Here is a 24,746-nt window from a genome sequence, read left to right as displayed (position 1 = left end):
TAATTCAGGGTAGTAACGCCCTTCGGTTTAAGCGCATGAGTGCCCTAGTCCGCGGCAGCTGTTGCCTGAGCCCCAGTACCCCCACACTATCTTTCTTTTCGGCCTGATATGCTCATATCAGTGCATTTGCGGTAAAGGCGGCTTTGTAGCTGCTCTGTACTGCTCGTCATAGCTGCGTCGCGTCGGGGCCCCGACGGATGCAGGCTGTGGCACCTACAGGAGCCGTTTGGTTGGCGCGCAGCCACACGGTCTTCCGGTTCAGGGCACGGCACTGCCTAGGAGTGACCAGAAGCCCTGTCTTCCCTTTATCTGCTGAGCCTGTTGGAGTGGCGTTTGATCCTAGTAGCAGGTCAATCGGTCCCTTGTGTGCCCACGCGCCGCTAGTCTGCCCGCTTGATGCCTCTTCTGCCCCGCTACTTCCCCAGGTGGTTACCATGAAGCCTTGCGTGAAAACGCTTCGCTGGTAGCACGTGCTTTATGCTTCCTGAAAAACAAACTTTAGTGTACCACACACCTTCCCCTCAACCGTTATGAAAACCCTCACCACCTCTCTACTTACACGCTGGCTCAAGCTGCTGCCAGCTGCTTTACTTTCGGCATCCATGGTGTTTACAAGCTGCGACAAGGCCGATGTAGAACCCCAGAAGGACAACGTTAGTGCAGCCGCAAACAGTACTACCAGCAATACCATTGTTAAACAGGCATCTATACCTACTATCAAATGCCTGAGCAGCACCGACCACTCCATTACCATTGAGGTGAAAGCTGGCGCTTCAGGCGCCCCGAAAGGTTTCACCATACAGTGGAAAAAAGACGGTGAAGACTGGAGCAAGTGCCAGACTAAGAGCTATGATATCTGTCTTAAGCCCTATGAGTGCAAGATAATCTGCATTGAAAACCTAGACTGCGGCAAGTGCTACGTATTCCGCGCCTCCACCAATGCCTATACATTAGATGGTTGCTACTATGCCTGCAGCCCCTACAGCTGCGAGATTAAATGCTCCACCAAGCCTTGCCCTCCCAAAGACTTGGGTTGCACCCATACGCAAGGTTACTGGAAAACCCACGGCCCAACCCCAACGGGTAATAACACCAATAAGTGGAAGCTCACTAGTTTAAAGATAGGTACTGTTACCTATTCAGCTTTGCAGCTGCAATCAATTTTCAATACTCCAGTTAAGGGAAATGGCCTGGTTTCGCTAGCCCATCAGCTGATTGCGGCACAACTCAATATTGCCAGTGGTGCTGATGCCACGTCAATCAGCGGTGTCATTGCCCAGGCTAATACATTGATTGGCGGGTTACTAATCCCTCCAACAGGCGGTGGCTATCTGTCGCCTAGCAGCACCAGTGCACTTACCGATGCTCTAGCCAAGTATAATGAAGGCCAAAGCGGGGTTCCCAGCTGCGACTAGTAATGAGTAAATTAGGGTGAACTATTGTTCGTGATAAGAAAGGGCAGCCATTAGGCTGCCCTTTCGTGCTTCGTTAGCTCTCTTCTGCGTACTGCTTGCATTCGTGGCAGGCTGCTTCCGATTTCAAACAAACCACCCTCCGTATTGGTCCGTAGGTGGCAGGCAGCGCCCAAGGCATTCTGGTGGTTACCTTGCTTACATATTATGGAAGAACTCACCCAACAACAGGTCCAGGACTACTACGGCCGTCAGCTGCAAACCCAGCAGGATTTGCAAACCAACGCCTGCTGTACCGATGATATTCCGCTGGAACACCGCCGCATTCTGGCCCAGCTAGAGCCCGAGGTGCTCGACAAATACTACGGCTGTGGTGTAGCCGTACCGCCTGCTGTGGAAGGCTGCACCGTCCTCGACCTGGGCTCGGGTAGCGGCCGCGACGCCTTCCTGCTCTCGAAGCTGGTTGGGGAGTCGGGTCGGGTAATCGGGGTAGACATGACGGAAGAGCAACTGGCCGTAGCCCGCCGCCACGTACAGGCGCACACTACCCGCTTTGGCTATACCAACCCCAACGTTGAGTTTCGCCACGGCTACATCGAGGATCTGCGCACGGCTGACTTGGCCGATAACAGTGTGGATATCGTGGTGAGTAACTGCGTTATCAACCTCAGCACCGATAAAGAAGCCACGTACCGCGAAATATTCCGGGTGCTGAAGCCCGGCGGCGAGCTGCATATCTCCGACGTATTTGCCGACCGCCGCATTCCGGAAAGCCTGCGCCAAGACCCCGTACTTTATGGCGAGTGCCTGAGCGGAGCTCTCTACACCGAGGATTTTCGCCGGCTGCTCGCTCGCTTGGGCATTCAGGACTATCGCCTCACGGCTAGCCGCCGCCTCACCATCGGCAACCCGGAAATTGAGGAGAAAGTAGGCAACATTGTGTTCTACTCGCTTACCGTGCGAGCCTTCAAGTTACCCGAACTAGAAGACCGCTGCGAAGACCACGGGCAGGTGGCCACCTACCTGGGTACGGTACCCGGCCACGCGCATGCCTTTGTGCTCGATGACCACCACCGTTTCGAGACGGGCCGGCCCATGCTGGTCTGCGGCAATACGGCCGCCATGGTTAGCCAGACCCGATACGCCCCACACTTCCGCGTCCTCGGCGACCAAAGCCAGCATTTTGGTTTGTTTGATTGCGGTCCTACTGCCGCAGTCGGTACGCCTGATGCGGCCGCCGGCAGCTGCGGCTGCTAGCCCTCAACCAGGCCCAAACCAACTAAAAAGCCCCCAAGCCACTGCGGCCTGGGGGCTTTTTGCCCGGGTGGGTGATGTACTAGCTAGTCTTTGCGCGTGTATTGCTCGTAGCGGGCGCGGTCTTTCTTTTTGTCTTTCTTACGGCCAATCAAGCCACCAGCTGCAGCACCAGCTACGCCGCCAACTACGGCTCCTTTTGTGCCGCCTACTACAGCGCCGGTTACAACGCCAGCGCCAGCTCCAATGGCAGCGCCTTTGCCTTTTTTGCTCCAGCCTTTGCGGGTTCTGGTTTGGGCTTCAGCTTGTGAGGTTACTACCGTGCTTTCCAGTACAAATAAGGCCGAAAGCATAGCCGCATATATCTTGAAAGTTTTCATGGTTTCGTTCGTTAACACTGAGAGAAACGTGTGTAGAGCTTAAACGCACACCAGAAAAAACGGGTTGTGTATCAGTCCATATTTTACAGTTCAGCTACAAGCAGTTCTTCCGGAATCAGGAAAGGCAAAAAAATACCCCCGAACCAGCGGTCCGGGGGTAGTGATTACTAGGGTGTTGATGCTTATCGAGCGTCAGCCTTGGTGTTATCAGAAGCAGGAGTAGTGCCGGCTTTCTTCACATACGTGTCGAGCCAGGTGTTCATTTCCCACAGCATGTGCATAATGGACTCACGGGCGGCATAGCCGTGCGATTCAGCCGGCAGCACCACGTAACGAACCGTAGCGCCGTTGCCTTTCAGGGCGTTGTAGAACCGCTCGCTCTGGATGGGGAATGTGCCGGAGTTGTTATCGGCCTCGCCGTGGATCAGCAGAATCGGGGTTTTGATTTTGTTGGCGAAGTTGAACGGCGACATGGCATTGTACACCTCCGGGGCTTCCCAGAACGTACGCTCTTCGCCCTGGAAACCGAACGGCGTGAGCGTGCGGTTATACGCGCCGCTGCGGGCAATACCAGCCTTAAACAGGTTGGTATGCGCGAGCAAGTTGGCCGTCATAAAAGCACCATAGCTGTGGCCCATTACCGCCACGCGGTTCGGATCAACTACGCCTAAGCGCTTGCCTTCGTCAATAGCCGCTTTGGCTGAAGCCGTGAGCTGTTCTACGTACGTATCGTTCGGCTCTTTGCTGCCCTCGCCCACAATCGGAATGCTGGTGCCTTGCAGCACGGCATAACCCTGGGTTACCCAGAACACCGGCGAGCCCCAATTGAGGCGCGCGAACGTGTAAGGCGAGCCTTTTACCTGGCTGGCATCTTTCTTATCCTTGAACTCAACGGGGTATGCCTCCATGAGGGTAGGCAAGGGGCCGTCTTCCTTCTTGTAGTTCGGGGGTAGGTAGAGGTTGGCCGTCAGCTCCACACCATCGGCGCGCTTGTACTTCAGCACCTGCTTCTGCAGGTTGCCGATGCTGGCGTAGGGATTCGTGAACTTGGTGAGGGGCGTCAGTTTCAGGCTCGGCGCATCGCGCAGGAAGAAGTTAGGCACCTCCTGAGCTGACTCGCGGCGCGTAACAAACACTCGCTTGGCAGGGTCGAGGATGGCTACTGGTACTTCGTAGTACGGCGCCTCGGAGCGCCACCAACGCTGGCTTTTCTTGGTGCGTACGTTCAGCTCATCAATGAACGGACGGTCGCCTTCCGGCGAAGCTCCATCCCCGATGAAATACACCACGTCGCCGGTGCCATCGGTTGCCAGCACGTAGCGGCCTAGGGCGTTCCGGTGCAGATAGGGCGTGCCGGGGTCGGTGTAGGTGTCTTGCGATGAGCGCTCAAACAGCGGCGTGAGGGAGGTTTTGGTAGCTAGGTCCAGCGTCCAGGTCGTTTCCTTGCGGTCGGCCCAGCGATAGCCTTCTACCAGCGCCAGCTTGTCGTTGCCCCACTGAATGGAGCGGAAGCGCAGGGGTAGTGCGGCCAGTTCCTGGGGTTGCGCGTCAAACGGAGCAGCTACCGCGAAAATCTTGTCGCGCACGGCAGCTTCGGTTTTGGGGTTACCGCCATCCTGAGCTTCTACCCAATACACCGTATTGGGGGCATCTTCGCGCCAGCCGAAGTTGCGTGGGCCGGTTGGCACGGCATCAAAGCTGGTGGGTACGTTATCGGCCAGAGGTACATCGGCCAGCTCCTTTACTATTAGGCCTTCCAAGTTCAGTACTTCCAGGCGTTGCGGGAAGCTGCTTACGGGCAAGGTGTAGGAGTAGGGACGGTGGCGGGTGCGCACCAGCACAAAACGGCCGTTCGGCGAAGGCGACGACTGCTGAATAATGCCTGGCTGACCCAGCGGCGCCATACGGCCATCGAGGCCAACTTTTACTACCTGCGAAAGGGCATAGTAATCGAACAGACGCTCATCAACGGGGCTTTTCAGCAAGTCTTGGTAGGTACGCGCTGCGGAGGTGCGGCCTACGTTCTGCTGAATGGTGGGGCCCTTCGGCGCGTCCAGGGCGCTAGGAGCCTCACCGCGGCCACCCACAACGGCCCGGGCAATAATGGTTTTGCTATCCGAAGTCCACTCGAACGGCATTCCGAAGATGCCATTCAGGAACAGGTTTGGAACCAAGCGAGCGGAGGCAGAGGCCACATCGGCAATCCACAGCTCTACGTGGTTGTTGGTAGTATGCGTGAAGGCTACCTTGGTGTTGTCAGGCGACCATTGCACGTCGCTGATGCGCGCGTTGGCCGGAACGCCCTGAATCAGAAGTTCTTTGCCATCGGGTAGCTTACGCAGGCGCAGGGTAGAGGCATAGGCCACGCGGCTAGGCCCATTGGTGCGGGGATTAATGCGCAGACCAGCCAGCCGAAGCTCGGGTTGGCTAACCTCTGCAATAGAGGGCATGTCGCGCACATCCATCAGCAGCATCCACTGTCCGTTGGAGGCAAAGCTGATGCGAGGCGTTGGAGCAGCCTCTGCCAGGGTAACAATAGCTTTAGGAGGCGTCTGGTAAGGCAAGTCTTGCGCCGTGGCCAAGCTCGACGCACCCACACATAAAGCCAATGTGAGTCGAAGTATTCTCATAGAAGAAGTTAAGCAACAGGAAACTACTGCAAAGGACGGTACATTCTGGCAGATATTCTATAGAATGTGCAACTCTGTTCCTCGTAATTTCGTAGCGCCCAGCTTACCCAAAGTGCAAAAACAAGCCGACCTCTGTCAGCGGAATGACAGAGGTCGGCTTGTTTGTGGCCTTGGCGTTGCTGAAACGCAGCTTTAAGCTAAGCTAGTGATTGATAGGAGCTTCAATCACAATGAATTGGCTATCCCCCTCTATTTGTATCTGTATCAGGTCAGTTTCCCACAGCCCAATGCTTTCCCGCTGTGCTACTACCTGCCCATTTACGGTAAGGCTGCCTTCCATCAGGAAGATAAAAACACATTTATTAAGCGGGTTCAACTGGTATGCTAGGCTCTGCCCGGCATCAAAGGCTCCCAGGCTGAGCTTAGCGTTCTGATTGATCCAGCAATGCGCCGTGCCTTCCTCATTACTCACGATGGTAGTGAGCTGGTTGCGGCGCTTCTCGCGCGGGAAATGACGGCGCTGGTAGCGCGGCGTAATATTTTGGAGCTTGGGCTCAATCCAGATTTGCAGGAAGTTTACCTCATCGTCGCCGATATTATATTCCTCATGGCGCATTCCGCTACCTGCACTCATAATCTGAACCCAGTCCTGAGTTACTTCCTCGGAGTAGCCTAGCGAGTCTTTGTGGTTCATGCTGCCGGCCAGCATTACGGAAATGATTTCCATGTTAGCGTGGGCATGCAGCCCGAAGCCCTTGCCCGCCTGCACAAAATCATCGTTGAAAACGCGCAACAAGCCAAAACCAGCCCGCTCCGGGTTAGCATAAGGCCCAAAGCTGAGCGAGAAATTGCTCTGGAGCCAGCCAATATCTTTCAGGCCTCGGTCGGCGGCGGGGGTTAGGCGAAATGGCATAGCTAGGAAGGTAACTGCCCCTGAAAGGCAAACTCAGAAATGGATTTACGCTGGCGGGCGGCTTTCTCGCGGCTCAGGAACGGCTCCTCTAGCTGCTCGGCGGCGCCTAGGTAGCCTAGCGCAATAAAGGCTACGGGCTGTAAGTTATCGGGTAGGTGGAAGACCTCCTTGGTTTTAGCGGCATCAAAGCCACCCATAAAGTGGCCGTGTAAGCCAAGCGCCGTGGCTTCCAGAATCAGGTTGCCATTGGCCAAACCCAAATCATGAAGGGCGGCGCCATTGGGGGTGCCGTTATCATACTGCGTTTTGGCCAAAGACAGAATCAGCAGGGGCGCGTTCTTGGCCCAGGGCTGGTTGCCGGGCAGCAGACAATCCACCATTTGCTGGAACGTCTCCTGGTCGGCGTGGTGGGCATAAATGTAGCGCCAGGGCTGCTCGTTCATGGCGCTGGCAGCCCACGAAGCAGCCTCAAACACTTGGTCCAGCGTTTCGGGCGCTACGGGGTAGCTGGCGAAGGCCCGGGGGCTCCAGCGTTTACGGATGGTTTCGAGAACCGGAAAATTGGTGGGAGCGTGTTTCATATGAATCTGTAAACCAAACTCCTCGCTATTGTTTGCGCTACGGCCAAACAAAGAGCGAGGGATGGGTTACGCAGTAAAAAAAGTACATGGAAAACGCCTAGGTCTTCAGCAGTCGTAAACCTACCGAAGGCTGCGGCAAGTTGCTACGCCCTACGCTGCCTGGTGGCGGAATGATGCGTAAGGCGCCAGCCTTACAGCGCCATCGGCACTTCCATCAGCAGCAGGCGTGCATTGGAGCCGGCCTGAACCGAGAACGTATCGGTGTCCCAGATGCCGAACCCGTCGCGGCGGTGCAGGGCCTGGCCGCCTATGGTCACGTCGCCGTCCAGCACGAACACATACACGCCGTTACCGGGCTTCTTCACTTGGTACTCGGTAGCAAAACCAGCCTCAAAATCAGCCAGATGAAACCACGCATCCTGATGGATCCAAACACCGGCATCGTCGGGGTTAGGAGAGAGGATTTGCTGAAACTGGTTGTGGCGGTCTTCGGCCCGGAAGGTTTGTTGGTCGTAGCGAGGCTTTACATTGCGCTTATTTGGGAACACCCAAATCTGCAGGAACTTCACTTCCTCGGTATGGCTGTGGTTTTTCTCGCTGTGGGCAATGCCTGTGCCGGCGCTCATTACTTGCACGTCGCCGTTGCGGATAATGCCGTGGTTGCCCGCGTTGTCTTTGTGCTCCAGCGTTCCGGAAAGCGGAATGCTGATGATTTCCATGTTGTCGTGGGGGTGCGTGCCGAAGCCCATGCCACCAGCCACGGTATCATCATTGAGCACGCGTAGCACGCCAAAGTGCATGCGGTCGGGGTTTTGGTAGCCCGCGAAGCTGAACGTGTGGTAAGAATTAAGCCAGCCGTGGTTGGCGTGTCCGCGCGTGTTGGCGGTATGAAGCAGGGTTTGCATGATGTTTCTACCTAGTAAGATGAAGCTGTGCTTGCAATCATATGTACATACATAGATTGTGGCTCAAAGATTCGTTTTCTCCTATGTTTTTCCAAAATAAGTTGACTAGTAGTTGTAAATACATGTGTAAACTACTGACTGTTAATAGATTGTGTTTTACTATAGATTATGCTGTAGTCTGGTCAACTTCAACTTTTGCCAGAGCGCAGCCTGACTTCTGGCAGGAGGAGCGAGCCTTGGCTGTAGAGCAGCTTTAGTTTCCCCATGCTGCTCAGGGTAGCATTGCTGATTTCTGGTGGCGCACGTATGCATCTGGCTACCTCTTTCGGTTAGTTTTGAGCTATGAATGTGCTGATCATTGAAGACGACCGTGCATTAGCGCGGGAGCTAGGCCTGTTTCTCCACGAGGAGCATTACCACTGCGACTTTGCCCGCACCGGGCGTGAGGCGTCGGAAATGCTGTTTGTGAATGAGTATGACTTTGTACTCTTGGATTTGGGCCTACCAGATCAGGATGGGTTGCAACTGCTGGCTCAGGCGCGGCAGGAGCGGAATCAACACGCATCTATTATCATCCTTAGCGCCCGCGGCACCGTTGATGACCGTATCAGCGGCCTCAATCTGGGCGCCGACGACTACCTGCCTAAGCCCTACTCGTTGCTGGAGTTAAGCTCCCGGATGCAGGCTGTAACCCGCCGCAAATACGGCGTGGTGCAGGATACGCTCACCTTCGGTCCGTTTGTGCTCGACCTCAGCGACCGAAGCCTGCGCTACGGCAGCCACCAATTGCTGCTCACCCGGAAGGAGTTTGATTTGCTACACTATCTGTTGCTGCACCGGGGCAAAGTGCTCACGCGCCTCCAGCTAAGCGAGCATATCTGGGGCGGCTCCGTAAATGAAAGCGCCGACCACGACTCAAACTACATTGATGTGCATGTGAAAAATGTGCGCAAAAAGTTGGCCCAGCACCAGCCAGAGGCGGAATGGATTGAAACCGTGCGCGGTATTGGCTACCGCCTGAAACCCGAGCAAACCGAGCCGGAAGCGTGAAGCTGCAGCAAAAGCTGATTCTGCTCAGCGTCCTGTCGAAGGCGCTGATGGCGGCCGTGCTGCTGCTATTGCTGCCGTGGGTAGTAGAAAGCCTTGTGATAAGCCACACCGATGCTGCATTGCGCACGGAGCTGGCGCAAGTGCAGGAGCGCATTCGGCAGGTAGGCCTCGATGAGTTTTTGCCACAAGTAACTACGCAGCGCCGCACGCATTACGACCTGCTTCCCGATGAGTTCATCGACATTGAGCTGACCCACGCCAACCAGCAGCCCGATACCATTGGTACCTTTCCGCGCCTGCAACACGGCACCCCAATTGATTTTCGGGTCTTGCGCCACAACGGCGCGTACAACGGACAAGCCTACACCTGTGAAATCGGGAAAAGCATTGCCTCGTTGGAGGAAGTATACTCGCTGCTACGCACGCTGGCGGCCTTTGTACTAGCCTTTGCGGTGCTGCCAACCCTGCTGTTTGAGCTAGGCGTGATTCGATACTTGCTGCAACCTGTTGACCATATTGTGCAGCGGCTGCGGGCTGTGCGCGGACCTACGCCGCCGCGCCAGCCGCCCTTGCGCACCTCCACCTCCGACTTCCAGTACCTCGATGCCAGTATTCAGGAGATGCTGCTCAAAATTCAGTCGGTGTTTGAGCAGGAGCGGCAGTTTATTGCCAATACTTCGCACGAGCTGCTGACCCCAATTTCGATTCTGCAAAACCGCTTCGAAAATATGTTGCGGGCTGAGTACCTGCCCGAAGAAGCCGAAGCGCAACTCGTGGCCTCCCAGAAAACCCTGCACCGCCTGACTGCCACGCTGCGCACCTTGCTGCTGATTTCGCGGGTAGAAAACGGACAATTTGCCCTCACGGAGCAGGTTTCGATAAGGGAAGTTTTGGCTGATGCGCTGGAGGAACTAGAAGACCGAATCAGTGAGCAGCAGTTGCAAGTACAGTGGCACCTAGCGGATGCGCCGGTGCTGTCGCCCGCGAACCGGTCGTTGATATTCACGCTTCTCTCTAACCTGCTCAGCAACGCCGTGAAATACAACCAACCGGGCGGCCAGATAGAGTTGCGCGGTCAGCGCCTGCCTAATGATGCTTACGAACTGCGTATTCGGAATACTGGCAAGCCAATTCCGCCCGAGCACCTAGCCCACGTGTTTGAGCGGTTTCAGCGCTTCGATACGGATGCGGCGGAAGGTTACGGATTAGGCCTGGCGGTGGTGCAAAGCATTGCCCAGCTACATGGCATTGGCATCAGCGTGACCTCCGATGCGGAACACGGCACCGAGTTCCGGCTGCGGCTAACGGCAGTGCGCTCAAACTCACCGGGGCCGGTGGGGCCTTGGTCGTAATCGAGGACTAGCAACCAGGGTCAGCGCATGTGGTCGGCTTTTGCGGCTGCAATCAGGGCGGCAGGCGTTGCTAGGGCAGGGCGTGGCGGAAAGCCCGGCGGCGAATAGTATTTTGCTGGCGCTATGGCCTTGCTTCAGTTACCCGACTTTCCGGTTGTTTCGCGTTTGGCCCCTACGCCCAGTGGCTTTCTGCACTTGGGCAATGCGGTTAACTTCACGCTTACCTGGCTGCTCACGCGCCGGACTGGCGGCACGCTGCACCTGCGCATCGATGACCTGGACCGCGCCCGGTTTCGTCCCGCCTATCTCGACAACATCTTCCGGACCCTAGACTGGCTAGGCCTCGATTACGACCAAGGCCCCACCGGCCCCGATGAGTTTGAGCGGCATTTCTCCCAGCGCCATTTTCTAGAGGAGTATGAAGCCGTGTTGCAAGCCGCCCGCATAGCGCACCCGGGCTTGTTCTATACCTGCCGCTGCTCCCGCTCTGAGTTGGCCCGCCTTGCCCTACCCGATGGCCGCTACCCCGGCAGCTGTCGCCCCCTCGCGCTACCCCCTGATGCGCCTCAAACCGCCTGGCGTGCCCATGTGCCTAGTAGTACAGAAGTTAGCTTTCCGGATTTGCTGCAGGGGCGGCTCAGCTGTCAGTTGGCGCAACAGCTCGGCGACTTTGTGGTGCGCAAGAAAAACGGCACGGCGGCGTATCAGGTGGCTTCCGTAATAGATGATGTGCGCATGGGCACCACGCTCATTGTGCGCGGCCTCGACTTGCTGCCCAGCACGGCGGCCCAGCTCTGGATGGCACCTTTCCTGCCGGGCCAGGCGAGCTTTGAAACTGTGCATTTTCTGCATCATGGGCTGATAGTAGACGAGGCAGGCCAAAAGCTGTCTAAATCAACGCAGGCAGGTCACCAAAGGGGGATTGTGGAGGAAGCAGCTTCCGTGCAGGTCGTGTACCGGGCCGTGGCGCAAGTGCTAGGGCTGCCTACGCCCACAACCGCTCACCTTTCCCTCCCTGACTTACTGCACGGTTTGGGCGACTAGTAGGCCTAGTAAATGGGATAGAAACCGATGTGAATTCAGGCCATAAAAAAAGCTCCTCCGACAATGTCAGAGGAGCTTTCTAGTGGTTGTAACGTCCGCAGTTTAGTTGCGGGTTACCAGTTTATTGGTCTGGAGTTCCGTTGAAGGAATCGGCCAGATGTAGAGAGTTTCCGAAGGCTGTACTGCACCTACCGAACCTTTGCCAGGGATGGGGGCTAGCAAGCGCATAATGTCGCTATTGCGAATGCCTTCACCCAGGAACTCAATACGGCGCTCCAGCAGAATGGCATCTACCAGGGCAGTAGAGGTCAGGCTTTCCGGAGCGTACACACCTGCCGCGTTAGAGCGGCCACGTACGGCGTTCAGCAATTCCAGAGCCCGAGCATCCGATCCGCCCGTGCGAGCCAACGCTTCGGCCAGGTTCAGCAACACTTCAGAATACCGAATTACTGGTGCTTTGTCGGTGTAAGGCGTGCCCGTCGGGAACTTCTTCAGGAAGGTTTCAGTGCCTACTTTCACCGTCAGGGCCGTACGGCGCTCATCGGTTTCACCAAAGCCAGTGTTAGCCAAAATACCCGCAGGGTTCAGGCTGTACTCACCGTTGCCACCCAAGGAAGCTGGCAGGTAGTAGTAGGCTAGCTGGTTTTGGGTACCAGGCTGGTCCTGCGCCGAGAAGGGGAAGGCCATAATGGTTTCAGTCGTTTCCTGCGGTGGCGCAAAAACAGCTGCAATAGAAGAACTCAGGGCGTGCGGAACGCCACTGGTAGCCGTGAACGGTGCCGATGCCGAAACAATTTTGTTAGCCTCAGTAATCACGTCGGCGTAGCGGCCCATTGCCAGGTACACCCGGGTTTTCAGGGCAATAGCCGTGTTGCGGTGGGCGCGGGTTACGTTCAGCGTAGGCGAGCCTTGCGTGAGCGGCAGGTTCTGCTCGGCAAAGTTCAGGTCAGCCAGAATCTGGTCGTACACCTGCGCTACAGTGGCGCGGGCCAAGTCGTTGTTGTCTTGGCCAGTTTCAGCCTGCAGACGCAGCGGCACACCAGGCTTGCTGCCATTGCCATCAGCATACGGACGAGCATAGTACTGGAGCAAGGCGTAGTAGCTAAGGGCTCGCAGCAAGCGGGCCTCACCCTGGTAGTTGAGGGAGGTAGCCGCAAACGTAGCCGGGAAGCCTGGGGCTACGAAGTTAGCCGAGTTAGCCTCCATGCCTGCCAGAAACACGTTGATCTGGTTAATGCCGGCATAGGCAGCCCCCCACATGCTGATAACATCGTTCTGTGAGGCTTCGGTAAGCGTGTGCTGCCACACGGCCGCGCCAGTAACCAAGTTAGAAGTACGGTTCAGAAAATCATCAGCCCGAATGTCGCCGTACACCTGGTAGCGGCCTCCCATAAAGCTGCCTGACTTCACGAAATCGTACAGGTTGTTTACCTGCAGGGCAATACGCGTGGGGCTAGCAAAGGCTACTTCGCTGAAGATGGATGTTCTCGGCTGTGGGTCCAGGAGTTCTTCCTTACAGGAGAACGTTCCTAAACCCAGTAAAGCCGTGCAGATACCTATAGTAACCTTATGTTTAAATGTCTTCATCAGACGAAATGAATTAGAAGCCAATGTTGAAACCTACCGTGTACGTACGGGCCTGACCTACCGAGTTCCGGTCGACACCGGCACCTAGGTTAGCGCCGCCGTTGGTTGAAATCTCGGGGTCAATACCCGAATATTTCGTCAGCAGGGCGGCATTTTGTACCTGCACATAGAAGCGGGCACTACCTACGCCAATGCGGTTCAACAAATCCTGATTAAGCGTGTAACCCAACGACACGTTGCGCAGACGAGCGAAGTCACCTTTCTCCACGTTATGCGACATAACCAGAGCCGAGCCGTTCGAAACGTTGTCGCCGTACACTACGCGGGGCCACTCGCCGTTCGGGTTCTCAGGAGTCCAACGGTCGAGGATGTCCCGCTCGTTGTTCCAGAAACGCTGATCGTGCAGACCCGATTTGGTACCGTTGTAGATGTAGTTACCACCCGAGAACTGAACGAACACACCCAGATCAATGCCTTTGTAGCGGAAGGTGTTATCCAAGCCACCATACCACGTTGGCAGTACCGGGCCGAAGTATACCCCGTCAGCTAGCTGCGAAGGAGCCGTAGTAGCCGTGCCGTCCAGTCGGGTCCAGCCGCTGCCACCACCTAGGTGGTTGTATTGCACTACCGTAACGCTACCATCAGCATTCTTTTTCTCTACCATCCGACGACCGTTGGCAGGGTTAACCCCTACCGAGCGAACTGCCAGAATCTCACCTACCGAGCGGCCTACTTCTGTGAAGTTTACCGTCTCCAGGCCCGAAGTAGCCGTACCGATGCGCTGGCCTTCCGTAGCCAGAGTCAATACTTCGTTCTTCAATGTGGTGATGTTACCATTCACCGACCAGTTGAAGCTAGGCGTGTTGATGGCCGTTACGCGCAGGTTAAGCTCAACGCCCGTGTTCTGCATAGAGCCCACGTTAGCGAAGATAGAGTTGCCGGGGATACCCTTGGAAGGCGACTGGGGAACACCCAGGATCAGGCCGTCCACCAGGTTTTTGTAGTATCCTACGTCACCCTGGATGCGCTCATCCAGTACCGCGAAGGACAAGCCAACGTCCGTTTTCTTGCTGGTTTCCCAGGTCAGCTGGCGGTTACCCGCGTTGCTGAAGGCAAGGGTAGGAACTGAGGCGTACAGACCCGAGTTGTAGAGGTTCAGCGAAACGAAATCATCGATGCCGTTGCTGTTACCTACCTCGCCGTAGCTACCGGTCAGCTTCAGGAAGTTCACGCGGCTGAGCACCGAAGAGTTCTTCCAGAATTCTTCTTCCGAAATGGCATAGCCCACGGAAGCGCCATAGAAGTTACCCCACTTTTCAGCCCAGGCAGAGTAACCGTCACGACGTACGTTCAACGACGCCAAGTACTTCTTGCTGAAGTTGTAGTCAACCCGACCAAAGTAAGAGAGCAGGTAGTTCTCGCCCTGGAAGTTTCCGTCAACGGCTACGTTGGTGAAGTTACCCTGGAAAGTAGTGAAGAAGGGGTCGGCTACAGCTGTGCGGCTAGCGCCCCAACGGTCGATTTCAGTGTGCTGCTGCTCCATACCACCCAACACCGAGATGTTGTGCTTTTCAGCTAGGCTCACGTCGTACTGAGCCGTGTTCTGCCAGTTCCAGCGCTTGTTGGTGCGGAAGTAGTTCAGCGCTTGTCCACCAGCCGAGAAACCGTCGCCGGCTATCGGAGTGTAGAAGGCTTTGTCTTCGAAGGAGATGTTGTAGATACCGAAGTTGGTACGCAGCTTCAATCCTTTCAGCACTTCCAAGCTAGCGTATACGCTACCCTGAATTTCGTTGCCGTCGGAGTTGAAGTAGTTGTTCTCCAGGTCTACGAGGGGGTTGTAATAACCCGGCAGCAAAGGCGCGCCCGTAGTGGAAGCAGGGTTGAGGTTAGCACCGGGGCCAATGCCAGCACCGCTGGTGTTGTAGCTGCCATCCGGATTGAAAGCAGGCACGTTGGGCGGCAATACCAGGGGCAGACGGCCCAAACCAGCCGTACCGAAGGCACCATCGGCTACGGAGCCGGAGTTAGGCGAGGAGTTGCGGGTGTTGGAGTAGCCTACCCGGGCTCCGATGCTGAACCGGTCGTAGAGTTTGTGGTCGATGTTCAGACGGGCAGAGGCGCGCTTAAAGGTGTTGCGCTCCAGCATACCCTTCTGGTCGGTGTAGCCTACCGAGGTATAATAGGTGGTTTTCTCGGTGCCGCCGCTGAAGTTGATGTTGTTCGACGATGAGAAACCCGTGCGGTAGATATAGTCGTACCAGCGGGTGTCTACGGCATTGCCGTTGGCATCGAGGGTAGGACGGAAGCCTTCTACGTTGGTAGCAGGCTGGCCAATCGCAGCCCGGTTGGCGTTCAGGTTCCGAACAGCTTCGTTCTTAATGCCGATGTACTCCGAAGCATTCAGCATGTCGTACAGGCGCACTGGCTTCGACCAGCCCACCCACGAGTCTAGCGACACTTTGCTCTGGCCGCGCTTACCGCGCTTAGTCGTTACCAGAATAACACCACCCGCTGCCCGCGAACCGTAGATTGCGGTAGCCGATGCATCTTTCAGCACCTCCACGCTCTCAATGTCGTTGGGGTTGATGTTACTGAGCGGGTTATTAGGTACGCTGCCTACGGCCGAGCTGTTGCCGCTAAACGCCGGAATACCGTCGATAACAAACAGCGGCGCGGAGCTCAGGCTGATGGAGTTCACACCCCGGATCCGGATGACGGGCGGGTTGTTCAGTACCCCGTTGGGGGTAGTGATGTTCACGCCGGGAGCCTGACCCTGCAGGGTTTGCTCAAAGCTTTGAACAGGCTTGTTAGCAATTTGGGCGGCACTGATGCTGGATACGGAGCCCGTCAGGTCGCGGCGCGACTGGGTCAGGCCGTAGCCTACTACCACTACTTCATCGAGGCCGGTAGCGCTCGAGGAAAGCGAAACGTTAATAGAGGATTGTCCGCCTATTGCTACTTCCTTGGGGCTGTAGCCAATAAACGAGTATACGAGGGTTGTAGCCGTGGTTGGCACCGATAAGGTGTACCGACCATCACTGTCTGTTGATGTCCCTTGCGAACCTCCCTTCACAATAACGGTAACGCCCGGCAGCGCGGCACCGTCAGCTCCAACTACCCGCCCGGAAACTGTTTGGGTTTGTGCCCATGCTTCCTGGCCAGTGAGTGCCAACACCACAAGAGGGCACAAGAGTAAACTTTTCTTCATGCGTACGGTATTAGGGGTTAATTCAATATCGAGAGCTAATAAAGGTAATAATCATAAGCTGAACAACGGTAGGCAATGTAATTTTTAATATTAATATTCTTTAATTGTAAATATCGCAACAAAAAGCACCTAAAATATGCCCTATATAAAATGTATTAGCGCACCGAATTTAGCGTTGTGAGGTCTTGATAGAAACGAAAATAATGGGCACAAAAAGGCCTTCCCGCTAGTGTAGCGGGGTTTGAGCTGTAATGAGACCTAGGAGAATAAGGGACGGAGCAGCCGCTATATCTGACAGGGAGTACTACTAGAGGCAGCTACCGCAGTTCCTGCTTGAATTGTTCAGCCCAATAATCGGCGAGGCGGGTTGGCTCAGGTAGCTTGTAGCCCCGCAGGCAGGCTAGCGTCAGGCGGGTTGCCGTTGCTTGGTCGCAGCGGTGGCCGGGGCTCACAAACAGCGGGTTTACTTTATCCTTGGAGCGAATGACTTCTCCAAGAAGCTCTCCGCTCTTATCGGTGAGGGGCGTGATGCTGCCTTTCTGCAGCGCCGGCTCTTGGTACGTGCCCGTGAGGCGCTGCTTAGCCACCCCAAACGTGGGCAGGTCAAGCATCACGCCTAGGTGGGCCGCAATGCCCATCCGGCGCGGATGCGCAATGCCATGCCCGTCTACCATAATAATATCGGGCCGGTGCTGCAGCTTCTCGAAGGCCAACAGCAGATTGGGTGCTTCGCGGAAGGCCAGCAGGCCCGGTATATAAGGCAGCGTTACGGGGCTGGTGTGGTATACCTTCTCTACTACTTCCAGGGTGGGAAAGCGTAGCACCACAAAAACCGACAAAACCGTTTCGGGAGTTGGGAAAGAGGAGTCGCAGCCAGCAATAAGCTGCGGCTCCTGCGGAAGGGGTACTAGCTGTACGTGGGTGCGCAGCTCATCCTGCTGGCGGGTAAGGTCGCGGACGATAATAGGATCGGCGGGCGGGGAAGCGGGGCGGTGGTAGGCCATGTACTAGGGTGGTGGTGAAGGCAAAGGGTGTACTGTGGCGTGCACCGCCGGGTTGTGCTGGCGGGCGGTAACAACCCGCGCCGGCTAGGCACGTTATTTCAGCAACACACTTTCTGCACTATGTCTACGAAGCCTGAGCAACCTGCCGATACGGGGAGCGGCGCCTTTTTTGAGCGCCGCTACTGGGTAGACGTGCAGCACCCCCGCCAGTCGGCCGATGGGCTGCTTTATCATATAAAGAGCCATCTGCCGGAGTACTCGCCCGATCTGCTTGCTGACTTTGAAAAGTCCCGGGGGCAGCCCGGCGGCCTGAACCTTGGTGATGAGTACCGCATCAAAATACTAGGCCCCTGGAACGGCGAAGTGCGCGTAACCGACCTGGGCGAAAACTTCTTTGAGCTTTCTACCTTGGAAAACCACCCCGAGGCCGGCCGAATCTGCTTTACGCTGGCTCCTCATCCCTCCCTGCCCCATACCTTGCGCTTTGAGATACACTCCCGGGCCCGCTCGCGCGACGGCCTCGTGGCACTCACCTACGACACCCTCGGGATAGGCCGGCGGGTGCAGCAAAAAACCTGGGAAACGTTTTGCCAGCGGGTGGCCGATCAAAGCGGCGGCCTCCAGCTAGGGCCCGTGCAGGTCGAAACCGTCAAGCAGGATTCTTCCGGAACTGAAATAACCCACGATGTCTGAGCGGCCTTCCTTGTCTGCGCGCGAAAAGAAACGGCTGGAGGCCTATGCCCAAGCCGGCTACAATTTCGACTTAGACCAAACGCATACCTACACCGCTGATAACGGCTGGCAGGTAGACGACTACGAAACAGAACTACCCCTGGAGGCACCTGGCCCGCCCGATGCGCGCGGCTCCTGGGCCGCTGCCCGCGAAGTACTCCGGAACTACACCTTCCCGCCGCCCAACCTGATAACAGGTATTTTCCTGGCAGAGCAGCCCCTGGAGCAGCGCGTGATGGTGTTGCGCGGCCGTTTTTTGTTTTTCACCTTCTGGTTTGGCGTCCGGATTGGGGGCGTAACGGATGAGGTGCAAACCCTACCTAGTGGCGAACAGGAACAGGTGTGGGGGTACAATTACCGCACCCTGGAAGGCCACTTTGAGCGGGGGCAGATTGACTTTTCCATCCATAAAAGCCTCAAAACGGGGCGCGTGCGGTTTCATATTCACGCCTTTTCGCAAACTGGTCGCATTGCTAATCCTTTTTATTGGATTGGGTTCAAGCTGTTCGGCCGGATGCTGCAAAAGCGGTTTGCCCATCAGTCAATGAAGCGGCTGCGGGAGCAGGTAGAGGAAATGCTGCGCAAAGGCTGGCAAACCCCCGACACCGCCAAGGCCCCGCCCATTGAAAGCGCCGCTTCAAATACCAGTGCCCAGACTCAACTGAACAAAGCCACCTAGTACCTGGGCCGTAGCGCCCTGTCTCTGCCAACGGGTTACTAGGGGCAGTTAAGCTGCAAACCGCTACCCGTCTGTGTATGCTGCTTCACACGGAACAGCATGCACAGACGGGTAGCGGTTTACTTATTATATAGTATGCTAGATTTTCCTCCATGTTGAACGGCAAGCCGAGGGGCTGCTAGTAGGCTAGCTTAGCGGCCGAAGTCGTCCTGCACGCGCACGATGTCGGCTTCGTCGGAGGGCTGGTGGGCGTCGGTGTGTTGCCAGATTTCGGCAATAGTGCCCCAGTCCTCCAGGCCCACGAGGCGGTGGCGCTCACCCTGCTGCAAGGTAATCTGGTCGCCGGGGCCATAGGTTTTTAGCTCGCCTTCTTCATCCGTTGGGCTGGTTATCACGCCTACCGTGCCGCTAACCACGCGCCAGATTTCGGCGCGGCGGTGGTGGTACTGCCAGGAGAGGCGCTGGTGCGGGGCAACCAGCAGAATTTTAGGGCTCAGTTTGCCCGAAATCCTCAGCCCCTCCACTGACAAGCCGTCGAAGTAGAGGTCGGCAAATTCCTGCGCTTGCGTTTCGTCCAGCACAAAAAAGCCACCCCAGGGGCGTGTGTCATCCTGGCTCTCGATACGGAACCCTTGCTCCTGGAGCTGCTGCTGAGTTTGCCGGAACAGCTGCTGCTTAGATAATTCAGCGCTCATAAGTAGTTGATATGAATGAAGAAAATAAGGTCAGAAGAAAAAGCTAAACCGGTTGGGGGCATGCCCACCTGGCGTGTTGCCTGCCCCAACCGGTTTGAGTCCCAGTGCTACCTAGGCGCCTACAGCTCTTGTGTTTGGTGCCTAGGCCTACGCTACGGCTGCACGGCGGCTGCCCCGCAGCCCGTACCACATAATGTAGAGGTAGCACGCAGCGGGCACCAGTAGAGCCAGGCGTAGGGTGCTGTGGTCGGCGATGACGCCGAACAGCAGCGGAATCACGGCCCCGCCCACGATGGCCGTGCACAGCAGCCCCGAGGCTTGCTCCGTATGACGACCTAGTCCGGCCACGGCCAGCGTGAAGATGGTCGGGTACATCAAAGAGTTCATCAGGCCCACGGCCAGCAGGCTCCACATGGCCACCGCGCCGGTGGTGTTAATCGAAATCAGCACCAGAACAATGGCGCCCACCGCATTAAAGGCCAGGAGTTTGCCGGGTGAAATCTTGCCCAGCAGGTACGCGCCCGCAAAGCGGCCCACCATCGCCGCAAACCAGTAGTTGGCTACCTGACTGCCGGCTTGCTCTTCGTTTAAGCCCATCACGTCGGGCAGGCCGAGGTAGTTTACAATGTGTGAGCCAATGGCCACTTCGGCCCCTACGTAGGCGAAAATGCCCACTACCCCGAACACCAGATGCCGGTAGTTCCAGGCGCTGCCCGCGCCGCTGCCCGTCGTAACGGTGTCTTCGGCTGTGTGCGCAATCTGGGGCAGGTTCACGCGGCTGAGCAGCAGGCTGATCACTAGCAACACGGTGCCAATAACCAGGTACGGAGTCTGCACGGCTGTTACATCCAGGCTGGCGGCGGTGGTCTCATTCACAACTTTAGGCAATTGACTCAGAATGAGTACGGCCCCTATTTTTGGGGCGAGGTAGGTGCCCAGCGAGTTGAAGGCCTGCGTTAGCGTCAGACGTGCGGAGGCCGACTCCGGCGGGCCCAGAATGGCCACGTAGGGGTTGGCGGCCACCTGCAGAATGGTGATGCCGGAAGCCAGTACAAAAAGTGCCCCCAAAAACAGACCATAGGCCCGTTGGGCAGCGGCCGGGTAAAACAAGTAGGCCCCGATAGCGGCCACGCCAAAGCCGATCAGCATGCCCCGCTTGTAGCCCACCTTGGCCACCAGCTTGCCGGCCGGAATGCTCACCAGAAAGTAGGCCCCGAAAAAGCAAAAGTTAATCAGGTTGGCTTGGGTATAGGAGAGCTGAAAAACAACCTTCAGATACGGAATCAGGATATCGTTGAGACAGGTGATAAAGCCCCAGAGAAAGAACAGGGTAGTGACGGCCGCCAACGCGGAGGTGTAGCGCTGCGGAGTGCCGGGGCCGGCAACTTGGGGAGTAGATAAGGTGGGAGAGGGGGACGCCATAAAAGGACTGTTGAATGAAGAATGGGCAGGACTAATGAACCAGCTCAGTTGCTGCCTGAACCCGTGGCAGAACCGGTGGTGGAAGTTGATGAGTTGGTGCCAGTATAGCGAACCCGCTTGCTCTGGTCACTAACGCGTAGCGTAAAGTAACCATCTTCCAGCCGAATTTGCCCATCCGTGTCAGGATAACTCCAATCAGCCTATGGCTTGCTGGTGAAAGTAAGCTCACGTCTTTCACCCAGGTGAAATTCTACTACTCAGAAGCCTTCAGCCGCTTTACGGGGCGCGTAATCCGAGCTAGCTCATCGTTCAGAAATCCCTACACAACTTCCGTACTAGCCTTATATGAGCCCACTAGTGCTCCGCGCCAAATGGCAGCAACGTTGCAGGGCAGGTTGCTATATTTGAACGTGGTGTAGCTCTGGCCCTGGCAAAACCTCGTGGGTATGGCCGCTTCATAGATGGTACCGCGGATAAAGGCGGGTAGAGCTTTCCGATTAGGGCTTGTCTAGTCCGAGACCTGGAGGTGCTGCATAAATGATAGGCTTCGTTAAACAGCGCCGGCCGTTTTGCTTTCAGTGGCTGGTGCCAGCGTTGCTGGGCCTGCAAAGCGCAGTAAGGTGTAGCCCAGCGCGCCAGCACACAACGACGCCACCAAGATGGCCAACTTAGCTACATCAGCCCCCACGGATTCTTCGCCCAAGGCTAGCAGCGTGATGAAAATGGACATGGTAAAGCCAATGCCGGCCAGAATGCCCGCGCCCCACAGCTGCTTCCAGCTGACGCCGGGCGGCAGCGTTATCCAGCCCAGCCGAATCACTACCCACGCCAGCCCGCCAATACCCAGCGGCTTGCCAATAAGTAAGCCTGCCAAAATTCCCAAGGCCAATGGCGAACTGAGCTGCCGGAATACGGCCGGCTCCAGCACTAAGCTGGTATTGGCAAACGCGAACAGCGGTATGATACCAAACGCTACGGCCGTGTGCAGCTGCTGCTCCAAGCGCTGGGCCGGGGAGCTGCTGCGCAGATAAAGCGCCTCCAACTCTTCACTGATAATCCGAGGATCGGCCGCATCCGTGTGTACTTCCGTGCGTATCAGGGCCAGTCGCTCATCAATCAGGTGCAGCAGCGCCTGCCGGGTGAACGGTATGCGGAACGGAATAGCCGCGGCCAGCAACACGCCGGCCAGCGTGGCATGTACCCCCGACTTCAGCATGAAAAACCACAGTACGGCACCCAGCGGTAGGTACGCCCACAAGCTCCGGACCAGAAGCATATTGAAAAGCAGCAGCACACCCCAAGTGCCCAGTGCCAACAAGAGGTAGTTTAGGTGTAGCTGCTCGGTGTAAAACCCGGCAATGACGAGCACTGCCCCTAGGTCATCTACAATGGCCAAGGCCGTTAGGAAAACCTTCAGGGCTAGCGGCACACGCGGACCTAGCAGCTGCAGCACGGCCAGCGCAAAGGCAATGTCCGTAGCCATTGGAATGCCCCAGCCTCCGGCCGTAGGTGTTCCGTGGTTGAAAAAAGTAAAGAGCAGCGCCGGCACTACCATGCCTCCTAGGGCTCCTACAATGGGCAAGGCCGCCTGCCGCACCGAGGAAAGCTCACCCTCCAGCACCTCCCGCTTAATTTCCAGGCCCACAATCAGGAAAAACACGGTCATCAGCCCGTCGTTGATCCAGTGCAGCAAGCTATGGTCAAGAACTAAGTTATGGATTGATATCCGGATGTGCTGGTTCCAGATAGCAGGGAAATGCTGAGCCGGGCCCCAGTCGGAGTTGGCCAGCACCAGGGCCAGCACGGCACTGATCAGCAGCACAATACCGGCCGCGGCCTCCCGCCGAAAGAACTCAGTAAACGGACGAATCAGGGGTTTAACAAGGGTAGGTAGCACCATAGGTTGAGAGTAGTACGAGCAACTCAAGTGGAGCGCTCCATCGTCAGGCCCACATCAGCCACCCCGCAAACGGCGGTGGCTGATGTGGGCCTGAAGGTACTAGTCTACGGAATTTGATGAGCAGCAGTAGCAAGTTTCGCCACTTGTTATTTCGCCGGACGGGCTAACAGCAGCCCTAGAGAACTTTCTGACCGTTAGGCTCTAAGTTCAGGTTGGTACGAGACCTAGGCCATGGTGGGCAGTACCAATACCGGCACGGGGCTATGGCGCAGCAGTTGCGCCGTCACGCTGCGGTGAAACAGGCTACCCAGGAAGGTGTGCGGCCGGGCCAGCACTACAAGTAGCTGGGTCTGCAGGTCAGTGGCAGCCTGCAGAATGCCTTCGGCCGGGTCGTCGTGGGGTATGTGGTGGAAGCAGGTGGCGGGCAACGGCCCGAACATGGCGGTGCGGTGTACCGCTTCCAGCCCTATGGTGTTCTGGCCGGAAGCAGGCCCATCGGGGGTAACGTGTACTACCGTTGTATCGGGCTGCAGCGCCGTCAGCAAGTCAGTCAGGGCCAGGGAAGGGGCCGTAAGCCAGAAGCTGTGGTCATCTACGGCCACGGCAATGCGGCTGGGTAATTCAGTTTCTGTCCAGCTTTCGGGCACCAGCAGCAACGGATAATGTGCCGCCTGCAAAATTGGTGCCGCCTGATGGCGAATCAGACGGTCAAGCAGTGTATCGGATTTTTCGCGGCCCAGCACCAGCAGCAGCGGATGATAGCGCTGCACTACATCGGTTACGGCATCCGGCAACATATTAGCCGTAAGCTCAACCTCGGTAGGCAGCGGCATCTGCTCGGCGCGCTGCAGTAGGTCGGCTTGTATCTGCTTACGGGTGCTCATCACCAGCGGAACGTTCATGGCCATTACCGTCGGCTCCAATACTGGGTCTTGGTACACATGCAGTAATACCAAGCGGCCTTCGGTTTTGGTGGCCAACCGAATGGTGTAGCGGATGGCCGCTTCCGCCGCAGTCGTAAAATCGGTCAGGACAACAAAGGAAGGTTGCATGGGTATAGGTGTTGTGTTGCTAAGACAAGATGCTGATTACTGATAGGTTGAAGCCGTTGATGGGGCTAGCAAACGTGGTGTTCCTATAGGGCTGCGTGGCATGGCTGTAGAGGGCACTTGGGCTCTTCCGTTACCCTAGTGCTGGCAGCAGCAGTACCGGAATGGCACTTTCGCCGATAAGCTGAGCCGTAACGCTGTGATGAAACAGGCCACCCAGCAACGTATGCTGCCGCGCCACCACCACTAGCATATCAACCCCCAGCTCAGCGGCCGCCTGCTGAATTCCGGCGGCCGGCTCAGTGCTGCGCACGATATGCACCGAGTCCGGTCCCATTTTTTCGCCTAACCCGCTGGTGCGGATGGTACGCAGAATCTGCTCGGGGGCGTGTTCCGGAACATCTGGTTTGGCTACGTAAATCACTTGGAGCGAGGCGTGTAGTGCGTGCTGCAGCTGCGGTACTATCTGCTGGCTGTCATAAAGTGAAAAGGGCTCGCCATCAACGGCCAGGGCTAGGCGGCGCGGCGGAAAGGCATCCCACCCAACCGGAGGCACTATCAGCAGCGGGTAAGGCACGTGGCGGAGCAGGTCAGTGGCGGCGCTGGCTACTACCTCTATGGGCGCGGTAGAGGAGCGGCCCAGTACCAGCAATTGCGGCTGATGATGATGTACGGAATCTTCTACTGCTTCCGGCAGAAAGCGCGCTGAGATTTCTACCTGTGTTGGAACCGGTTGATCCTCTGCCAGATGATTTAGGGCTTGGTATACCTGCTGTTCGCTGCGTTGCGCGTACTGCTGCGGAGAAAGCAGCGCATCATGCCGAACATGCAGCAGTACAAGGTGGGCGTGCAATGGCACTGCTAGGCCCGCCGCATAGGATAAGGCCCGGTTTGAAACGGCAAAAAAATCAGTAAGAACAACCAGCGCAGGAGTCATAGTAGCGAGATA

20 protein-coding genes are annotated in these 24,746 nt (G+C 56.7%); 7 read left to right on the top strand and 13 right to left on the bottom strand.

Annotated features, from left to right (window positions below; genetic code table 11):
* The first annotated feature begins 530 nt into the window (after window positions 1-530).
* Both ACYVHC_RS07260 and ACYVHC_RS07255 read left to right on the top strand, forming a co-directional pair.
* Window positions 531-1,415: a hypothetical protein gene (locus tag ACYVHC_RS07260; protein ID WP_460613002.1), complete on the top strand. Its 885-nt coding sequence runs from the start codon at window positions 531-533 to the stop codon at window positions 1,413-1,415.
* 204 nt (window positions 1,416-1,619) lie between these two features.
* The gene (locus ACYVHC_RS07255; protein WP_460613001.1) at window positions 1,620-2,669 is read left to right on the top strand and encodes a class I SAM-dependent methyltransferase; all 1,050 of its coding nucleotides are present in this window, start codon (window positions 1,620-1,622) and stop codon (window positions 2,667-2,669) included.
* Between the two features lie 83 nt (window positions 2,670-2,752).
* Here the strand turns inward: ACYVHC_RS07255 and ACYVHC_RS07250 are convergent, their stop codons facing one another.
* The 5 genes from ACYVHC_RS07250 to ACYVHC_RS07230 form a co-directional block, all read right to left on the bottom strand.
* Complete coding sequence (locus tag ACYVHC_RS07250) at window positions 2,753-3,046, bottom strand: glycine zipper domain-containing protein (RefSeq protein ID WP_460613000.1); 294 nt, start codon at window positions 3,044-3,046, stop codon at window positions 2,753-2,755.
* Window positions 3,047-3,228: 182 nt separating this feature from the next.
* Complete coding sequence (locus tag ACYVHC_RS07245) at window positions 3,229-5,676, bottom strand: S9 family peptidase (protein WP_460612999.1); 2,448 nt, start codon at window positions 5,674-5,676, stop codon at window positions 3,229-3,231.
* A gap of 202 nt (window positions 5,677-5,878) precedes the next feature.
* Window positions 5,879-6,589, bottom strand: coding sequence for a pirin family protein (locus ACYVHC_RS07240; RefSeq protein ID WP_460612998.1), 711 nt, complete (start codon window positions 6,587-6,589; stop codon window positions 5,879-5,881).
* Window positions 6,590-6,591: 2 nt separating this feature from the next.
* Entirely contained in the window at window positions 6,592-7,170 is a 579-nt protein-coding gene (locus ACYVHC_RS07235; RefSeq protein WP_460612997.1) for a nitroreductase family protein, read from the bottom strand.
* Window positions 7,171-7,361: 191 nt separating this feature from the next.
* The gene (locus tag ACYVHC_RS07230; protein WP_460612996.1) at window positions 7,362-8,075 is read right to left on the bottom strand and encodes a pirin family protein; all 714 of its coding nucleotides are present in this window, start codon (window positions 8,073-8,075) and stop codon (window positions 7,362-7,364) included.
* A 342-nt stretch (window positions 8,076-8,417) separates the two neighbouring features.
* On the opposite strand from ACYVHC_RS07230, the gene ACYVHC_RS07225 reads away from it, so the two are divergent.
* From ACYVHC_RS07225 to ACYVHC_RS07215, 3 genes are all read left to right on the top strand, one after another.
* Entirely contained in the window at window positions 8,418-9,125 is a 708-nt protein-coding gene (locus tag ACYVHC_RS07225; protein ID WP_460612995.1) for a response regulator transcription factor, read from the top strand.
* Window positions 9,122-10,477, top strand: coding sequence for a sensor histidine kinase (locus tag ACYVHC_RS07220; protein WP_460612994.1), 1,356 nt, complete (start codon window positions 9,122-9,124; stop codon window positions 10,475-10,477). The genes ACYVHC_RS07225 and ACYVHC_RS07220 overlap by 4 nt, the downstream gene beginning before the upstream one ends.
* A 123-nt stretch (window positions 10,478-10,600) precedes the next feature.
* Window positions 10,601-11,521 carry a nucleotidyl transferase family protein gene (locus ACYVHC_RS07215; RefSeq protein ID WP_460612993.1) on the top strand — a complete coding sequence of 307 codons (921 nt, stop codon included), beginning with the start codon at window positions 10,601-10,603 and terminating at the stop codon, window positions 11,519-11,521.
* Between the two features lie 102 nt (window positions 11,522-11,623).
* Here the strand turns inward: ACYVHC_RS07215 and ACYVHC_RS07210 are convergent, their stop codons facing one another.
* The 3 genes from ACYVHC_RS07210 to nfi form a co-directional block, all read right to left on the bottom strand.
* A complete protein-coding gene (locus ACYVHC_RS07210; RefSeq protein ID WP_460612992.1) occupies window positions 11,624-13,108 on the bottom strand; it encodes a RagB/SusD family nutrient uptake outer membrane protein in 1,485 nt (494 codons plus the stop codon).
* Between the two features lie 13 nt (window positions 13,109-13,121).
* The gene (locus ACYVHC_RS07205; RefSeq protein ID WP_460612991.1) at window positions 13,122-16,316 is read right to left on the bottom strand and encodes a SusC/RagA family TonB-linked outer membrane protein; all 3,195 of its coding nucleotides are present in this window, start codon (window positions 16,314-16,316) and stop codon (window positions 13,122-13,124) included.
* A 317-nt stretch (window positions 16,317-16,633) separates the two neighbouring features.
* A complete protein-coding gene (nfi, locus tag ACYVHC_RS07200; protein WP_460612990.1) occupies window positions 16,634-17,320 on the bottom strand; it encodes an endonuclease V in 687 nt (228 codons plus the stop codon).
* Window positions 17,321-17,440: 120 nt separating this feature from the next.
* Here nfi and ACYVHC_RS07195 point away from each other — a divergent pair, with 120 nt between their 5' ends.
* Entirely contained in the window at window positions 17,441-18,013 is a 573-nt protein-coding gene (locus tag ACYVHC_RS07195) for a DUF1990 family protein (RefSeq protein WP_460612989.1), read from the top strand.
* Window positions 18,006-18,731 (top strand): DUF1990 domain-containing protein, encoded by a 726-nt coding sequence (locus tag ACYVHC_RS07190; protein ID WP_460612988.1) that lies wholly within the window; start codon window positions 18,006-18,008, stop codon window positions 18,729-18,731. The genes ACYVHC_RS07195 and ACYVHC_RS07190 overlap by 8 nt, the downstream gene beginning before the upstream one ends.
* A gap of 191 nt (window positions 18,732-18,922) precedes the next feature.
* Here the strand turns inward: ACYVHC_RS07190 and ACYVHC_RS07185 are convergent, their stop codons facing one another.
* The 5 genes from ACYVHC_RS07185 to ACYVHC_RS07165 form a co-directional block, all read right to left on the bottom strand.
* On the bottom strand, window positions 18,923-19,426 hold the full coding sequence (locus tag ACYVHC_RS07185; protein WP_460612987.1) for a cupin domain-containing protein: 504 nt from the start codon (window positions 19,424-19,426) through the stop codon (window positions 18,923-18,925).
* Between the two features lie 147 nt (window positions 19,427-19,573).
* Window positions 19,574-20,848, bottom strand: a complete 1,275-nt coding sequence (locus ACYVHC_RS07180; RefSeq protein WP_460612986.1) for a sugar MFS transporter — start codon at window positions 20,846-20,848, stop codon at window positions 19,574-19,576.
* A 550-nt stretch (window positions 20,849-21,398) separates the two neighbouring features.
* A complete protein-coding gene (nhaA, locus tag ACYVHC_RS07175; protein ID WP_460612985.1) occupies window positions 21,399-22,748 on the bottom strand; it encodes a Na+/H+ antiporter NhaA in 1,350 nt (449 codons plus the stop codon).
* Between the two features lie 224 nt (window positions 22,749-22,972).
* The gene (locus ACYVHC_RS07170) at window positions 22,973-23,800 is read right to left on the bottom strand and encodes a universal stress protein (RefSeq protein ID WP_460612984.1); all 828 of its coding nucleotides are present in this window, start codon (window positions 23,798-23,800) and stop codon (window positions 22,973-22,975) included.
* A gap of 130 nt (window positions 23,801-23,930) precedes the next feature.
* Entirely contained in the window at window positions 23,931-24,734 is an 804-nt protein-coding gene (locus tag ACYVHC_RS07165; RefSeq protein ID WP_460612983.1) for a universal stress protein, read from the bottom strand.
* Between the last annotated feature and the right edge of the window lie 12 nt (window positions 24,735-24,746).

The organism is Hymenobacter seoulensis (assembly GCF_054780535.1).
This window is presented reverse-complemented; position numbering and strand designations above follow the sequence as displayed.

Coding starts and splice junctions, on each gene's coding strand:
- ACYVHC_RS07260 (WP_460613002.1), top strand. CDS start 531: ATGAAAACCCTCACCACCTCTCTACTTACACGCTGGCTCAAGCTGCTG.
- ACYVHC_RS07255 (WP_460613001.1), top strand. CDS start 1,620: ATGGAAGAACTCACCCAACAACAGGTCCAGGACTACTACGGCCGTCAG.
- ACYVHC_RS07250 (WP_460613000.1), bottom strand. CDS start 3,046: ATGAAAACTTTCAAGATATATGCGGCTATGCTTTCGGCCTTATTTGTA.
- ACYVHC_RS07245 (WP_460612999.1), bottom strand. CDS start 5,676: ATGAGAATACTTCGACTCACATTGGCTTTATGTGTGGGTGCGTCGAGC.
- ACYVHC_RS07240 (WP_460612998.1), bottom strand. CDS start 6,589: ATGCCATTTCGCCTAACCCCCGCCGCCGACCGAGGCCTGAAAGATATT.
- ACYVHC_RS07235 (WP_460612997.1), bottom strand. CDS start 7,170: ATGAAACACGCTCCCACCAATTTTCCGGTTCTCGAAACCATCCGTAAA.
- ACYVHC_RS07230 (WP_460612996.1), bottom strand. CDS start 8,075: ATGCAAACCCTGCTTCATACCGCCAACACGCGCGGACACGCCAACCAC.
- ACYVHC_RS07225 (WP_460612995.1), top strand. CDS start 8,418: ATGAATGTGCTGATCATTGAAGACGACCGTGCATTAGCGCGGGAGCTA.
- ACYVHC_RS07215 (WP_460612993.1), top strand. CDS start 10,601: ATGGCCTTGCTTCAGTTACCCGACTTTCCGGTTGTTTCGCGTTTGGCC.
- ACYVHC_RS07210 (WP_460612992.1), bottom strand. CDS start 13,108: ATGAAGACATTTAAACATAAGGTTACTATAGGTATCTGCACGGCTTTA.
- ACYVHC_RS07205 (WP_460612991.1), bottom strand. CDS start 16,316: ATGAAGAAAAGTTTACTCTTGTGCCCTCTTGTGGTGTTGGCACTCACT.
- nfi (WP_460612990.1), bottom strand. CDS start 17,320: ATGGCCTACCACCGCCCCGCTTCCCCGCCCGCCGATCCTATTATCGTC.
- ACYVHC_RS07195 (WP_460612989.1), top strand. CDS start 17,441: ATGTCTACGAAGCCTGAGCAACCTGCCGATACGGGGAGCGGCGCCTTT.
- ACYVHC_RS07190 (WP_460612988.1), top strand. CDS start 18,006: ATGTCTGAGCGGCCTTCCTTGTCTGCGCGCGAAAAGAAACGGCTGGAG.
- ACYVHC_RS07185 (WP_460612987.1), bottom strand. CDS start 19,426: ATGAGCGCTGAATTATCTAAGCAGCAGCTGTTCCGGCAAACTCAGCAG.
- ACYVHC_RS07180 (WP_460612986.1), bottom strand. CDS start 20,848: ATGGCGTCCCCCTCTCCCACCTTATCTACTCCCCAAGTTGCCGGCCCC.
- nhaA (WP_460612985.1), bottom strand. CDS start 22,748: ATGGTGCTACCTACCCTTGTTAAACCCCTGATTCGTCCGTTTACTGAG.
- ACYVHC_RS07170 (WP_460612984.1), bottom strand. CDS start 23,800: ATGCAACCTTCCTTTGTTGTCCTGACCGATTTTACGACTGCGGCGGAA.
- ACYVHC_RS07165 (WP_460612983.1), bottom strand. CDS start 24,734: ATGACTCCTGCGCTGGTTGTTCTTACTGATTTTTTTGCCGTTTCAAAC.